Source organism: Streptomyces sp. R35 (assembly GCF_041053035.1).
Classification (GTDB): Bacteria; Actinomycetota; Actinomycetes; order Streptomycetales; family Streptomycetaceae; genus Streptomyces; species Streptomyces lutosisoli.
In genome coordinates, this window is the sequence record NZ_CP163440.1 from 3,861,215 (window position 1) to 3,876,420 (window position 15,206).

Here is a 15,206-nt window from a genome sequence, read left to right on the forward strand (position 1 = left end):
CTCTGTACTGCCCGTCCACGGTATCTCCGCCTAGGCTGGGCTCTGCCTTGGGGGCACATAAGGCACTCAGACGCACATGGGGGAACACATGTCCGACGACGGCCACGACCAGAACGGCCACGAGAACGTGCCGAGCAGGCAGCGCAGGCGCTTCGAGGGGATCTCCTCGCGGGCGTACGAGCACCCGGCGGACCGCTCGGCCCTGGTGGCCCTGCGCAAGCTCAGCGGCTTCGACACGGTCTTCAAGGCGCTCAGCGCCCTGCTCCCCGAACGCAGCCTGCGGCTGCTGTTCCTGTCCGATTCGGTGCGCGTCTCGGACGCCCAGTTCACGCACCTGAACGACATGCTGCGGGACGCCTGTTACATCCTGGACCTGGAGAAGGTCCCGCCGATGTACGTCACCCAGGACCCGCAGCCGAACGCGATGTGTATCGGCCTGGACGAGCCGATCATCGTCGTGACGACGGGGCTCGTCGAGCTGCTGGACGAGGAGGAGATGCGGGCGGTCGTCGGGCACGAGGTCGGCCACGCGCTGTCCGGCCACGCGGTCTACCGCACGATCCTGCTGTTCCTCACCAACCTCGCGCTCCGGGTCGCCTGGATCCCGCTGGGCAACATCGCGATCATGGCGATCGTGACCGCGCTGCGCGAGTGGTTCCGCAAGTCGGAGCTGTCGGCCGACCGGGCGGGACTCCTTGTCGGGCAGGATCTGAAGGCTTCGATGCGCGGCCTGATGAAACTCGCGGGAGGCAATCACCTGCACGAGATGAACGTGGACGCGTTCCTCGCACAGGCCGAGGAGTACGAGGCCGGGGGCGACCTGCGGGACTCCGTGCTCAAGATCCTCAACACCCTCCCCCGCACGCACCCCTTCACCACCGTTCGCGCGGGCGAGCTGAAGAAGTGGGCCGAGTCCCGCGACTACCAGCGGCTCATGGACGGCCACTACGCGCGCCGCAGCGAGGACAAGGACACCTCGGTCTCGGACTCCTTCCGGCAGTCGGCGGCCAGCTACGCCAGCGACGTGAAGAACTCCAAGGACCCGCTGATGAAGCTGGTCAGCGACATCGCCGGCGGTGCGGGAGACCTCGGCGGCCGGGTACGACGCGGTTTCGGCGGCTTCGCGAGCGGCGGCTCGCCGAAGGACACACCGCCGCAGGGCACCACCGGGACCGACACGGCCACCGAAGCCGACGCCACCGACGCTCCCGACGACGAAAGCCCCAGCGGCAACGGCTGACCGGGGGCACACCACCGGAGGCGCGACGGCCTGCCGGCCTGCTGACGTCAGAGCTTCGGCTGCGCGCTCGTCGCCAGCGATCCGCACAGCGCCGTCGCGCTCCCCGTGGCGTACGGGTCGGTGCCGGCCGGGCCGCCCGCCTTCGCCGTCTGTCCCGCGAGCAGCGGGCGCAGCCGGCCCACCGAGTCGTCGGAGCAGGTGAGCGGCCCGGCCTGGACGTAGGAGACGAGCAGCTCGGCCTGGTGCATGCGCAGGTCGTCGCGGTCGAAGCGGAAGTGCAGCTCGCGCCGGACGGTGAACAGCGAGACCTGGGCCTTCGCGTCCGAGCCCGTCGGCTTCAGCGCGTACACGAAGGTGTGGTCGGCGATGACCTCAAGGGTGTTCGAGTCGAACTCGGCGGCCTGAAGGGAGCCCTGCACGCGGATCCTGCTGTCGGCGAGCTGGGCGCTGCTCGCGTCGAAGCGGACCAGCCAGCCGGTGGGCGCGTGCCGCCCGTCGGCGGTCGGCCGGGCGAAGCTCTGGTCGAACTGGTCGAGCTGCTGCGGGTCGAGCAGTATCCGTACGGGCCGGGTGGTGCCGCCGGTGAGCACGTCCGGGTCGAGGGAGGACTCGACGAGGTAGTCCTTTGCCGTGGTCAGGGCGGTGACGACCTGGCTGTCGGAGAAGTGCGCGGTGCGCCGGGAGGCAGGAAGCGTGATGCCCTCGGCGCCGATGCGGAACTGGGCGGCCGGGCTGTGCGCGTACAGCTCGTCGGCGCTCGTGGAGCCCGGCACGGCGGTCTGCGGGGCCAGGGGTATGACCGTCATCCGCAGCGGCTCGGGGGGCTGGGCGGTGGGGGTCTGGTAGGGGTGGCGTACGCCCATGTAGATCGCGGTGCCGAAGGCTATGGCTATCAGCAGGACGAGGATCAGCGCCTGCCGGGACAGTCCGCGCTGGAGGGCGGGGCGGCGGCGTACGGCCGGGGCGTGGTCGGCCATGCGCTCCTGGGCGGAGAACTCCTGGAGGCGGGCAGCACGGACGAACGACTCGTCGAAGACGACGGATCGGTACTCGTCCTCTCCACCAGCGGGAGCGCCCTCGGGTGTCCCCTCAGGTGGGTCTCCAGGCCCGCCCATACATTCAGAGTAGGTCTCCGGGAGCCCAGGTAAACGCGGTGGTACACGACAAGTTCTGACAGGTTCTCACCAGGGTCGTCACACCGTTCGAGGGACCGTCGTTCCGCCGTTCGAGGGACTGCTGTTCAAGCGTTCGAGGGATCGCCGTCAGGGTGTTCGAGGGACCGCCGACACCGCCGGCTGGGAGTAGTCCGCGGAAGCGGAGGGGCCGGTGCTGCCGGTGAGCTTGTCCTGGCCCTGCTCCAGGCCCGTGGAGGCCGGGGGCGGAACCTGGTCCTGGCGGCCCGATGACGCCCCTCGGTACACCGCGGTGAAGGCCAGGGCGACCATGCCGACGCCCATCACGAGAGCGAGGATCCAGGCGACGGGGCGGCGCCAGCGGGTCTGCTTCCCGTAGGCCCTGCCGTACGTACCCGGCACGCCATAGCGGCCACCCAGGACCTCGGTGTCGTCCAGATCGTCCAGATCGGGATCGTGGCCGAAATCGCCATGGTCATCGGGCCCGAAGCCGTCCTCGTAGCGCTCGTCGTCGCCGCGTGCGCCCCGGGCGTGCGCCCGGCGGGCTTCGGCCTCGGAGGCCTCCGCGCGGGCCTGGGCGGCCGCCAGGAGTCTCTCCACGGCGGTCGGCTCGTGAATCACCGCCGCCCGTACGAAGTCCTCGTCGAAGACCACGGAGGCGAACTCTTCGTCCGCACCCCCGCGGTCGCGGTCGTCGTCGGGCTCCCAGCCGTCAGGGAACGGCGTGCCCCCCACGTCCTCCGGCACGGATCCAGAGTAGACCTGGGGGGTCAATTTGGGCAGACGGTATGGAAATTCATCCACCTGACGAGACGCGCCTCACGCGGGCCGCGCGCCGCGCAGGACCGGCCCCACGCCACGGGGCGCACGCCGCGGACCACGCTCCCCGCCCCTGCGCCGGACTCGTTCCACGTCCCTGCGCCGGACTCGCTCCACGCCTCGGCGCCGGCCGTTTCCTGCCCCGGCACCGCACGCTTCCCGCGTCAGCGCCGGATGTGCCCGTCCCCCGTGACGATGTACTTGGTGCTCGTGAGCTCCGGCAGCCCCATCGGCCCCCGCGCGTGCAGCTTCTGCGTGGAGATGCCGATCTCGGCGCCGAAGCCGAACTGGCCGCCGTCGGTGAAGCGCGTCGAGGCGTTCACGGCGACCGTCGTGGAATCGACCAGCTGGGTGAAGCGGCGGGCCGCCTGCTGCGAGGTGGTGACGATGGCCTCGGTGTGGCCGGAGGTCCACAGCCGGATGTGGTCGACGGCCTTGTCGAGCGAGTCGACGACGGCGGCGGCGATGTCGTACGAGAGGTACTCGGTCTCCCAGTCCTCCAGGGTCGCCTCGACGACGGTGGCCTTGGAGTCCTTGGCGTAGGCCAGAACGCGCTCGTCGGCGTGCACGGTGACCCCGGCGTCCGCGAGGGCGTCCAGGGCGCGCGGCAGGAACTCCGGGGCGATGTCCTGGTGCACCAGGAGCGTCTCGGCGGAGTTGCAGACGCTGGGCCGCTGGGCCTTGGAGTTGATCAGGATGTCGATCGCCATGTCGAGGTCGGCGTTCGCGTCGACGTACACATGGCAGTTTCCGGTGCCGGTCTCGATGACCGGGACGGTGGACTCCTGGACGACCGTGCGGATCAGCGAGGCGCCGCCGCGCGGGATGAGGACGTCGACGAGACCGCGGGCGCGCATCAGCTCGCGCACGGACTCGCGGCTCTCGCCGGGCACGAGCTGGACGGCGTCGGCGGGCAGCCCGGCGCCGCCCACGGCATCGCGCAGGACCCGTACGAGGGCCGCGTTCGACTCGTACGCGGACGACGAGCCGCGCAGCAGGACCGCGTTCCCGGACTTCAGGCACAGGGCGGCGGCGTCGACCGTCACGTTCGGGCGGGCCTCGTAGATGATGCCGACGACGCCGAGCGGGACGCGGACCTGGCGCAGGTCGATGCCGTTGGGGAGGGTCGAGCCGCGGACGACCTCCCCCACCGGGTCGGGCAGCGCCACGACGTCGCGCACGTCCGAGGCGATCGCGCGCACCCGCTCGGGCGTGAGCGTGAGCCGGTCGATGACCGTCTCGCTGGTGCCGGCCTCGCGGGCGCGCTCGATGTCCTTGGCGTTGGCGGCGACGATCTCGCTCGTACGGACCTCCAGCGCGTCCGCGATGGCGAGCAGCGCGTCGTCCTTCTCGGCCCGCGGGAGGGGCGCCAGGTCGGCGGCGGCGGCCTTCGCGCGGTAGGCGGCCTGGGTGACCGGGGACATCGAGTCGTACGGCGAGAGCGTGGTCATGAGGGAAGGGTAGTGCTCCGAACGGGTCCGTTCAGCCGCTGTCCCACACCCCGAGACACCCCTTTTGCGCCTAAACCGGCGCCGCTCTCGCGGACCTGGTTGTTCGCCGCGCGGGTTCCTCGATTGACGGTTGCGGTGCGGGGTCGTCAAAAATCAAAAGGGATGCACTCCGACCGGGGTCGCCGGCAGCGGTCCGTACCCCTCCGCGATCCGCTGGTGGTAGGTCTCGCGGTCGATGACCTCCAGGCCGACGATCTCCCACGGCGGGAGCTTGGCGGTCTGGCGGTGCTCGCCCCACAGCCGCAGGGCGACGGCGGCCGCGTCGTGCAGGTCGCGGGCCTCTTCCCAGTAGCGGATCTCCGCGTGGTCGTTGGCGTACCGGCTGGTCAGCAGAAAGGGGTGGTCGTGGGCCAGCTGTTCGAGACCGCGCCTGACCTCTTTCAGCGGGGCCTCACCGCCCGAGACACTCAGCGTGACGTGCCACAGCCGGGGCTGGTCCGCCGGCTCCTCGCCCTCGTACCTGTCACCGGCCGCGACGCTCGTCAGGGCCCGCTCCTCACCCGCCGCACGGGAGGCGACACCGCCCGTACGGGAGGCGGCACCGCCGCGGGACGCCGCCGCCCCAGGGCGCACTCGTCTCACGACGGCCTCCTTTACGCAATGGTCGTAATGGTCGTACCGAAAAACGGGGTCTCCCTGCCACAAAGTTGAGCAGGTGGGGAGCCGTCGCGTGGCGGTTTTACGGAACGTCCCCCAGTGGAGGCGGGGGAATCGGCCGTTTACGGGTGTAGTGGACAGCTGTTTCACGGATGGCGCCGGGTGCCGCAGAACGGTTGTCTGACGGATGAGGGACCGGACGCCTTACGGCCGCGGCGGCATGCCCTACGGGCTCCCTCCGGCTCCCTACGGCTCCAGGAGCACGAGGTCGTCCCTGTGCACGACCTCACGCTCGTACGCGGGGCCCAGTTCACGCGCCAGTTCCCTGGTCGAACGGCCGATGAGCTGCGGAATCTCCTTGGCGTCGAAGTTCACCAGCCCGCGTGCCACCGCCCGGCCCGTGCTGTCGCGCAGCTCGACGGGGTCGCCCGCGGTGAAGTCGCCCTCGACGGCCGCGATGCCGGCCGGCAGCAGTGAGGTGCGCCGTTCGACGACCGCGCGCACGGCCCCGTCGTCCAGGGTGAGCGCGCCCTGCGGGGTGGAGGCGTGCTGAAGCCACAGCAGCCGGTCGGCGGACCGCTTGCCCGTGGGGTGGAAGTACGTGCCGGTGTCCCGGCCCGCGAAGGCGTCGGCGGCGTGGATCGCACTGGTCAGCACCACCGGGATGCCCGCGGCCGCTGCGATCCGGGCCGCCTCGACCTTGGTGACCATGCCGCCGGTGCCTACGCCCGCCTTGCCGGCGCTGCCGATCTCGACGTGCGCGAGGTCCTCGGGGCCGCGTACTTCCGCTATCCGCGACGTACCGGGTTTGCTGGGGTCGCCGTCGTACACGCCGTCCACGTCGGAGAGCAGGACGAGCAGATCGGCGCGTACGAGATGGGCGACGAGCGCGGCGAGGCGGTCGTTGTCGCCGAAGCGGATCTCGTCCGTGGCGACGGTGTCGTTCTCGTTGACGACGGGCAGGGCGCCCATCGCGAGGAGCTTGTCGAGGGTGCGGGAGGCGTTGCGGTGGTGGGCGCGGCGGCTGGTGTCGTCGGAGGTGAGGAGCACCTGTCCGACGCGGATGCCGTAGCGGGCGCAGGAGGCGGTGTAGCGGGCGACCAGGAGGCCCTGGCCGACGCTGGCGGCGGCCTGCTGCCGGGCGAGGTCCTTGGGGCGGCGGCGCAGTCCCAGCGGTGCGAGGCCTGCGGCGATGGCGCCGGACGAGACGAGGACGATCTCCCTCTCGCCGCCGCTGCGGGCCTTGGCGAGGACGTCGACGAGGGCGTCGACCCGGTCCGCGTCGAGGCCGCCCGAAGCGGTGGTCAGCGAAGAGGAACCCACCTTGACGACGATCCGATGGGCCTGCGCCACGGCAATCCTGTGGGCGTGCGTCACGGTCTGCCTTGCCCCTGCCACCTGCTGTGTGTCCCCTCGCGTAGGTCCGGGTGCCCCGTCCGGCAATCTACGCGAAGGGGAAGGGTGATGGCCCGTCGGTCCAGCAGGCGGACGTCGCCACGTAGTCGCCCGCTCACGGGGCGCGCACGTCGGGGCACGTGGGGGCGCGTCAGTGCTTGGGGCGTCAGGCCGTGCGCAGCGGCCTCAGCACCCGCCGGGCCACCCGCCGCAGTCGCGGAATGAGCGTGGTGCGGGGCCTGAAGCCTTCGATGGTGGCTGCTTCGCGGCTGGTCGGGACGTAGCAGCTGTCCGGGATGCCGGCGGCCGGGTCGCGGAAGTGGGGGTAGGCGAGGTAGGCCTTGCGGCCGCGGGACTCCAGGAGGACCTCGGGGTCCTTCTTCGCCTTGATGAACTCCAGTACGTCGACGAGGAGATCGCCCCGGCCCTGGGCCACGAGGTGGAGGCGCAGGCGCTCGTGGACCTTGAGGCGCCCGGCGACGCCCTCGTGCCAGTAGGCGTCCAACAGAGGCTTGGCCAGGTCTAGTTTGTGGCGCCGGGTCTTCTCGCTCTGCTTGAGGAAGCCGGGGCCGAACTGCGGGAGCATGGTGATGAGTAATGGACGGATCATCAGGGCGTCGCGGCGAGGCCCCTCGGGTACGTGCTCGGCGATCAGGCCCATCAGGGCGCGGGCCGAGTCGAAGCGCAGGGTGTAACTGCCGCTCTTGGTCGCGTGCTTGCCGTCGTCGCGCCCGACCAGGTAATAGCAGTCGTAGTCGGCGACCACGGAGACGCCCTTGGCGCGGAGGTAGGCCTCCATCGTGAACAGGGCGTCCTCGCCGGTCTTCAGAGACTCGTCGAAGTGCATGCCGTGCTGGGTGAGCAGCTCGCGGCGGAAGAGCTTCTGCGCGCTGAGCGTGAACTTGATGTTCGAGGAGAAGACGTCGGTACGGGGCAGGTTCTTGCCCCACATCGACTTCGGGGCGCTCCTGTTGACCCCGACGACCTTGCCGAGCACCACGTCCGTGCCCTGCTCGTCGGCCATCGTGACCATGCGTTCCAGCGCCTCGGGGCCGAAGTAGTCGTCGGCGTCGAGGAAGAAGACGTAGCGTCCGCGCGCCTTGCCGAGTCCGACGTTGCGCGGGCCGCTGGGGCCACCGGAGTTGGGCTGGCTGAGCACCGTGACCGACATGGCCGCCCGCTCGGCGAACTTCTCCAGGTACTCCCCCGTGCCGTCCGTCGACCCGTCGTCCACGGCGATCACTTCGATCCGTGCGGGGTCGAGCGTCTGACTCTCCACCGACTCAAGGCACTTGACCAGGTACGGCATCGCTTCGTACGCCCCGATGACGACGGTCACATCAGGCTGCGTCACGTTTCCCCCTTGTTGCGGGAAGTGTTAACAGAACATTTCCCCTTAATCACCGCAATCACTACCTAGTAGACGGTTGGGAGTACGGACTGGTTGCCCGGAGCCACTCACTTCGTGAGCCAGGTCACAGGAATTCGGGGGCTCCTCGCAGCCAAGGCTCACAGAAGAACGTAAGAGAACGCGTAAGAGAGCACGTAAGAAAGGGGCCCGGCTCCGAGGAACGTTCCTCGGAGCCGGGCCCCTTGCCCGGATCAGTCAGGTCAGCCGGTGACCGTCGCGCCGTCCGTCTCGCCGGTTCCCCGCTGGCCGGGCAGCGCATCCGCCAGCTCCCCGGCGGCGGCCGAAGTGGCCGCTTCCTGGCCGAGGTTGCGCCGCTCGGCCTTCTGCGCCAGCTCCCGCACCGCGGAGTTGAACTGGTCGATGGACGCCGGCTCGTCGGGGCCGAGCAGATACCGCTTCAGCTCCTGACGGTCGGCGGCCTGCGCGTCGCCGGCCGGGTCGGCCACCGAGGCGAGCAACTCGCCCAGTTCGGCTGCCGAGTTGGACAGGATGACCGCGGCGCGCACCGCGGTGTTCTGCCGCTTGAACTCCTCGACGCCCAGCTCGGCGGAGTCCGTGACCGCGTACGGCTTGCCGCTCGCGATGAAGTCGGAGACCACGCTGGAGATGTCGGAGACCATCGCGTCGGAGACGTTGAAGCAGTCGTACAGGCGCGGCTCGGCGCCCGTGATGACCCGGTGCTCCCAGGCGCCGAAGGAGAGCCAGTACGCGTCGTTCCACTCGCCGCGCAGCCGGGCGACCTCGGCGTGCTTGGCCGTGTCGACCATGCCGTCGCGGGTGGCCTCGGCCTCGTCGCCCGCCTCGGAGGAACCGGACAGCACCGCGATACGGGCCTCGATGCGGGCCAGTTCGGCCTTGGCCGTGCTCTGCGCCGCGGCGTCGGCGGCGAACCCCGGGTCGGCGACGCGCTCGGCGGCGGCCTTCTCGACCAGGGCGGTGATCCGCTGGTGAGCGGCCTTGGCCTCGGCGCTGCGGGTGCCCGTGAAGGGGTGCGGCTTGTAGAGGACGCGGACCGGCTGGTCGGCGGCGAGCAGCCCCTTCACGATGTTCTCGCCGGCGAGCAGGATCGACGTGTTGCCGGGGTTGTCGTCCCAGCCCTCCCAGGTGGGGGCGTACAGAACGGTGGGGATACGCCCCTCGGGCACCCCACGCCACGGCTGGATCGGGGCCAGCTGCGGGCGGCCCACCTCCACTATGTCGTCGTCGCGGACACCGACGTCGGCGATGGCGTAGCGGTCGCGGCCCGCGCGCCCGGCGGTCCACACCTCGTCGTACACCTTGCTGAACGGGTTGACGCTGGCGAGCTTGTCGCTGTCGCCGTGGCCGATGAAGACGTGCTTGATGGTCGGCACGCGCAGCATGTGGATGTTCTTGCCGACGTTCGCGGCGTAGAGCGCGACCCGGACCGTGGACAGGTCCATGTTCATCAGGTGCACCCCTCCGGGCACGCAGATGACCGGCACGGTGGTGGGCGCCATGCGCTCCAGGATGGCCCGCTCGCGGAGGATGATCAGCGGCTTGGTGTCCAGCTGCTCCATCGTCTCCAGCCACATGTTGACCTGGTACGCGGAGTCCTTGGAGCCGGAGAAGTAGAGCACCGTCTCCGGGCGGTAGTCCTGCAGCCACTCGTCGACCGCGGCCAGCACCGTCTCCGCGTTCGGCGGGGTCTTGCGGCCACGCACGAAGGGGACCAGCGCGGCGACGTAGCCGAAGGCCAGCACGATCGTGACGCCGATGCCCACGAAGCCGTAGAGGTCGTTGTCGGTCGCCCCGGAGACGAGGACGCCCACGACCGCGACCAGGTCGAGGTGGAGCATCTTCTCGGCGGACCGGGCGAGCAGGCGGCGCGGCGGCGCGTCCGGGATGCGGATGCGCGAGCCCAGGTCCACGTTGCGCATGGCGACGGGCATCTTGCGGCGCATCCGGATCAGCGTGATCAGCGCGCCGTGCGGGGCCTGGAAGCCGTAGAAGGCCAGGAAGCACGCGATGGCCGCGTAGAAGACCATGCTGTCGGACAGGTCCAGCCGTGCCAGCAGCAGCACAAGGAGCAGCTGCCGTATCAGGAACCTGATGGACAGACCGGCCCGCACCTTGCTGAGGCGGTTGATCAGATAGCTGCCGCGCCGGTGCAGATAGTGGTCCGCCAGGTACGTCACGGCGGCCGCGGCCGCGAAGGCAGCGACGCTCGGCAGGAGCGCGGCCAGCATCAGGCAGGGGAAGCCCAGCATCATGAGGGCCGCCGCTGCCAGCTCGGCCGCACTGCCCACCCGGGCAACGCGAATAGCGGTGGAAATCACGGAGAAACCTGCTCTTGAGGGGTGAGTGCCGGTTTGGTACCAAAAGTGCACTTTACGAAAAGTGCACTTACGGATTCAGGCCTCTGCGAATGCACGGTAAACGCGCACGCACAGAGGCCTGAATTCCAGACGATTATTCGTTTTTAATTATGCCACGCCGTCCTGGCGGTCCAGAACGCTGGCCAGGGCCGCCTCGAAACCGGAAGCCTGACCGGCACCGGCCGTCGGGTCCTGCTGACGGACGTCGATGACGTGACCGGTCAGCTCGGAGACGAGAACGTCGAGCGAGGTGCGCGCCACGGCCTCGGAAGACAGCAGCGAACCCGTGGGCTCCTGACCGAACGCCTTGGTCCGCATCGGGGTCGCGGTGCGCTCGGGGTTGATGCAGTTGACGCGGATGCCGTCGCCGGCCCACTCGTCGGACAGCGCCTGGGTGAGGTTCACCATGGCGGCCTTGGTCGAGGAGTAGAGGCTGTACTCGGCGCGGCCGCGGGTGTAGCTGCTGGAGGTGTAGAGCAGCAGCTGGCCCTTGGTCTCGGCCAGGTACTTGTACGAGGAGCGGGCGATCTGCACCGGGGCCAGGTAGTTGACCTTCAGCGCTTCCTCGATGGTCGCGTTGTCCGTCTCGGCGAGCTTGCCGATGCGCAGCACGCCCGCGGTGTTGATGACGTAGTCGATGCGCCCGGTCTCGGCGTACGCCGTGGACAGCGCGTCGTCGACCTCCTCCGGGTTCTCGACGTGCGTACCGGTGGTCGAGCGGCCCAGCGCGTAGGTCTTCGCGCCATAGCCCTCGGCGAGCTCGGCTATGTCCTTGCCGATGCCGTACGAACCGCCGAAGACCACCACGGTCTTGCCGGTGAGCAGCAGGCGGTAGGCCTCTTCGTCGGCCTGCTCGGGCGCGGCGGTGGAGGCGAGCTGGAAGAGCTTGTCCGCGATGAAGACGTCGACGGGCTGCGTGACCTTCATGTTGTACTCGTCGCCCGCGACGACGTGGATCGGCACGTCCGGCAGGTACTTGAGCACGACCGAGCAGTCGTCGGTGGCCTGGAAGTTCGGGTCGTTCGCGGCGACCTCGTACGCGCGGCGGATCGTGGACAGCTTGAACGCCTGGGGCGTCTGGCCGCGGCGCAGCCGGGAGCGGTCCGGGATCTCGGTGATGAACTCGCCGTCGTCGCCGTGCGTGCGGGTCACGATGATCGTGTCCGCGGACGGGATGGCGACGTCGACGGCCTGGAAGCGCTCCAGCGCGGTCACGCAGTCATTTATGACGCGCTCGGACAGCAGCGGGCGCACGGCGTCGTGGAACAGGACGTTGCGGTCCTCGCCCTCGGCCAGGCCCTCGCCGAGGGCGGAGATCGCGCGCTCGGTGGTCTCGTTCCGCGTCGAGCCGCCCTCGATGATCCGGGTCACCTTGGTGAAGCCCGCCTTCGCGACGATCTTCTCGACGTCCGGGACATAGCCCGGGGCCATCAGCACGATGATGTCGTCGATCGAGTCGGCCTGCTCGAAGGTGGTCAGCGTGTGCTCGATGACCGCCTTGCCGGCGATCTTCAGCAGCTGCTTCGGAATCGACAGACCCACGCGCTGACCGGTGCCGCCGGCCAGGATCACTGCGGTGGTACGGGGCTTGGCAAAGTGCTCAGACACAGGTGACCTACCTTGGGGCGACAGGGAACCTGGGAATGGTCCCACTTACGGTTACTGCCATGCAAGGTGAGCGCCCACTGCTGCATATGTGCGCGCAACCGGTTATTCACCTTGCATGCAGGCGACTTCCCGGAACCGGGAGCGAATTGTCCGGGTTTGCTGTGAGTAACTGCACACGTTTCTTGTGCGGTTTCTCCCCAGTTCCCCTCAGCTGCCCTTCAGACGCTTCAGCACCCGGTGGCCGAGAACACGGACGAGTTCCTTGGACGAGGTCTGGTGAACCGTGCGCGCGGCAGGGCGCGCCGGGGTTGCCGGTGGGGCCTCGGCCGCCACGACGAGCGCTCCGTACAACGCCTGGGCGGCCACTTCGGGGTCGATCCGCGCGGCCTCCGGCTCGGGATCGTCCTGCCCGGGCGACGGTACGGCGGACAGCAGCGCCGGGTCGCCGAGGATCCGTACGCCCATGGTGCCGATCCGCTCGGCCATCTCCCCGCCGATACCGGCCGCCGCCTCCAGCGCCCAGGCCGGGGTGGTGATCCGCGGGTCGTCCGCCGTGGGGCGGCAGGTGTTCTTCATATGCATGACCGCGCCATTGCGCACCAGCTTGGAATACAGCTCGTCGGGCAGTCCATTGCCACGGAATTCCATGTTGAGTTTCCGGAGCATTTCGGTCTCGGCGAGCGTGAGGGAGCGGTTCGCCGTGTCCGGCACCTCGGTGAGAAGACCGTCCGGCAGTCCGAGGAGGGATTCGAAGGTGCGCATCAGGCCGCCGCGGTCCCGGTCGTCGACCACGACGACGGTGACGTTCTCGGCGCCGACGACCCGCGTCCAGCGCTCGACGAGCCGGTCGTGCCGGTGGCGGCGCCAGAAGCTCGGGTTCGGCTTCTCGTACGGGGCCTTGCGCAGCATGTGGTCGAGCCAGTCCTCGTACCCCATGCGCAGACCGTTCTGCACGTACTGCTGCCACTGCGAGGGCATGATCTTCGCCAGCGGGCGCAGCGTGACCAGGACATGCACGCGGTCCCGGCCGAGGTCGTCGACGACCCGGGCGATGGTCTCGTCGTCGGGCGCGTCCGCGAAGAACTCGCTGCTGATCACCGAGGTCTGCTTCTTGGCGGCGTGCACCGCGTCCAGCAGGCGCTGCCAGTGGCTCTCGGTGGGCCGGGTGTCGCCCATCATGCCGGGCCGGGCACAGACCGCGAGGGCGGCTTCCATGGGATGCCTGCTGTGCGCGGGGAAGGCGACACCGTGCTCGGCCATCGCCTCTTTCGCGGCGAACAGCGCGCCCTGGATCGAGGTGGTCCCGGTCTTGTGCGGGCCTATGTGCAGCAGCCGGGCACCGGAGGGCAGCGGCGCGGGGGCAGCCGTCTCAGCGGCTGTCGCGTGTCGTGTCGAACAGTCGGTCTCCATGGTAAGAGGACGTTAAGGACCATTCCTGAGTGCAAGCTGAGAATGCCCTGGGACTCCTGTGAGTCCCAGGGCACGTGCTCAGGCAGGTGCTCAGGCCGGGCTCAGGCCAGGTTCACGCCCGGCTCCCCCGCCTCGACGCGCAGCCGGGCCAGTGTGCTGGAGGCGGCGTCCGGCTGGAGCACCGTCTCCGGGACGCGCACCTGGGCGTCGATGCCGCCGCGGTCGATGTCGAAGAGGTGGTAGCCGCGGTGGGCGTCGATGAACTTCCAGTGCGGGTTGTCCGCCATGCGCGGGTCCCACTCCTTGTGGAAGGCCGTCTGGTCCTGGTCGCCGCCGCTGGAGATGGACGTGCCGACGAACTCGGCGCCGACGACGGCGGAGTCCGGGTCGGCGAAGTCCTCCTTGAGGTCGCTGATCATCGTGAGGTGCCGGTCGCCGGTCAGGACGACCGGGTTGCGGATGCTCGCGAACTCCCCCATGAGGGCGTTGCGTTCGGCCTGGTAGCCGTCCCAGGCGTCGTAGTACCAGAGCTTGCCCTCGCCGACCTGGAGGTCGGTCTCGGCCATCATGATCTGCGAGGCGATCAGGTTCCAGCGGGTCGGCGACTTGTGCAGGCCGTCGAGCAGCCACTCCTTCTGTTCGGCGCCGAGCATGGTGAGCGAGGGGTCCTCGGCGCCCTCCTGGCTGGTCGCCTGGTTGCTGCGGAACTGCCGGGTGTCCAGCACGTTGAGGCGGGCCAGGCGCCCGAAGTCGAGCCGCCGGTACATCTGGATGTGCGGCCCGTCCGGGATCGCGGTGGCCCGCACCGGCATGTGCTCGTAGTACGCCTGGTAAGCGGCGGTCAGCCGGGCCACGAAGGCGTCGTGCGACTGCTTGTCGGGGTCCTGCGGGATCTCCCCGGCGAAGTCGTTGTCGACCTCGTGGTCGTCGAAGGTGACCACCCAGGGGGCGTTCGCGTGCATCGCGGCGAGGTGCGGGTCGGTGCGGTACTGCGCGTATCGGTTGCGGTACTGGACGAGGGTGTACGGCTCGTCGCTGCCCTCGTGACGGCGTACGGCGGTGGCCGAGGGCTTGGACTCGTAGATGTAGTCGCCGACGAAGAGGACGACGTCGGGATCCTGGTCGAGCATGTCGGCGTACGGCGTGAAGTAGCCGTTCTGCCAGTTCTGGCAGGAGGCGAGGGCGACCCGCAGCGAGCCGCCCGAGCTGTGCGGATGCGGTGCGGTACGGGTGCGGCCGGTCGGCGACAGCTGTCCCTCGGCGCGGAAGCGGTACCAGTAGGCACGGTCGGGGCGCAGCCCGCGGACATCCACGTGCACGCTGTGCCCGTACTCGGGCAGTGCCTGGGCGGTGCCGCGGCGCGCCGGCTTTCTGAAGCGGCTGTCCTCGGCGATCTCCCACTCCACCGACACGGCGCGGTCGGGCATGCCGCCGCCGTTCAGCGGGTCGGGGGCGAGTCTGGTCCACAGCACGACGGCGTCGGGCAGCGGATCGCCGGAGGCGATACCGAGGGTGAACACCCCGTCGGGCAGCGGTGTTTCGGCCGCGCGCGCGACGCCGGGCAGCCACAGCTGGGCTGAGGCGGCGGCGCCGAGCACGGCGGCGGACGCGGTGAGAAAGTGGCGTCGATCGCGTGAGACTGCTCCGGGCATCAGCGAACTCCCTTGCGTCGGTGGCCCCTTGGACACCGGGAAGCTCACACGGCGCAGCAGCCCGCTTGTTGAACAGAGCGCATCGTAGGCATGA

11 protein-coding genes are annotated in these 15,206 nt (G+C 69.7%); 1 reads left to right on the top strand and 10 read right to left on the bottom strand.

Going from position 1 to position 15,206, the window contains the following annotated elements:
- Nucleotides 1-88: 88 nt before the first annotated feature.
- A complete protein-coding gene (locus AB5J50_RS17720) occupies nucleotides 89-1,240 on the top strand; it encodes a M48 family metallopeptidase (protein WP_369259173.1) in 1,152 nt (383 codons plus the stop codon).
- Nucleotides 1,241-1,287: 47 nt separating this feature from the next.
- Here the strand turns inward: AB5J50_RS17720 and AB5J50_RS17725 are convergent, their stop codons facing one another.
- From AB5J50_RS17725 to AB5J50_RS17770, 10 genes are all read right to left on the bottom strand, one after another.
- Nucleotides 1,288-2,355: a hypothetical protein gene (locus AB5J50_RS17725; RefSeq protein WP_327428665.1), complete on the bottom strand. Its 1,068-nt coding sequence runs from the start codon at nucleotides 2,353-2,355 to the stop codon at nucleotides 1,288-1,290.
- 147 nt (nucleotides 2,356-2,502) lie between these two features.
- Nucleotides 2,503-3,147: a hypothetical protein gene (locus tag AB5J50_RS17730; RefSeq protein WP_327428666.1), complete on the bottom strand. Its 645-nt coding sequence runs from the start codon at nucleotides 3,145-3,147 to the stop codon at nucleotides 2,503-2,505.
- Nucleotides 3,148-3,356: 209 nt separating this feature from the next.
- The gene (locus AB5J50_RS17735; RefSeq protein ID WP_327428667.1) at nucleotides 3,357-4,643 is read right to left on the bottom strand and encodes a glutamate-5-semialdehyde dehydrogenase; all 1,287 of its coding nucleotides are present in this window, start codon (nucleotides 4,641-4,643) and stop codon (nucleotides 3,357-3,359) included.
- Between the two features lie 153 nt (nucleotides 4,644-4,796).
- Nucleotides 4,797-5,276, bottom strand: coding sequence for a hypothetical protein (locus AB5J50_RS17740; protein WP_327435018.1), 480 nt, complete (start codon nucleotides 5,274-5,276; stop codon nucleotides 4,797-4,799).
- Between the two features lie 270 nt (nucleotides 5,277-5,546).
- Nucleotides 5,547-6,653 (bottom strand): glutamate 5-kinase, encoded by a 1,107-nt coding sequence (proB, locus tag AB5J50_RS17745; protein ID WP_369265429.1) that lies wholly within the window; start codon nucleotides 6,651-6,653, stop codon nucleotides 5,547-5,549.
- Nucleotides 6,654-6,861: 208 nt separating this feature from the next.
- Nucleotides 6,862-8,049: a glycosyltransferase family 2 protein gene (locus AB5J50_RS17750; RefSeq protein WP_369259176.1), complete on the bottom strand. Its 1,188-nt coding sequence runs from the start codon at nucleotides 8,047-8,049 to the stop codon at nucleotides 6,862-6,864.
- Nucleotides 8,050-8,306: 257 nt separating this feature from the next.
- Entirely contained in the window at nucleotides 8,307-10,403 is a 2,097-nt protein-coding gene (locus AB5J50_RS17755; RefSeq protein ID WP_369259178.1) for a hypothetical protein, read from the bottom strand.
- Between the two features lie 147 nt (nucleotides 10,404-10,550).
- Nucleotides 10,551-12,050 (bottom strand): bifunctional cytidylyltransferase/SDR family oxidoreductase, encoded by a 1,500-nt coding sequence (locus AB5J50_RS17760; protein WP_327428670.1) that lies wholly within the window; start codon nucleotides 12,048-12,050, stop codon nucleotides 10,551-10,553.
- A gap of 207 nt (nucleotides 12,051-12,257) precedes the next feature.
- Nucleotides 12,258-13,460, bottom strand: a complete 1,203-nt coding sequence (locus tag AB5J50_RS17765; protein WP_369259180.1) for a hypothetical protein — start codon at nucleotides 13,458-13,460, stop codon at nucleotides 12,258-12,260.
- Nucleotides 13,461-13,561: 101 nt separating this feature from the next.
- The gene (locus AB5J50_RS17770) at nucleotides 13,562-15,112 is read right to left on the bottom strand and encodes an alkaline phosphatase (RefSeq protein WP_369259182.1); all 1,551 of its coding nucleotides are present in this window, start codon (nucleotides 15,110-15,112) and stop codon (nucleotides 13,562-13,564) included.
- Between the last annotated feature and the right edge of the window lie 94 nt (nucleotides 15,113-15,206).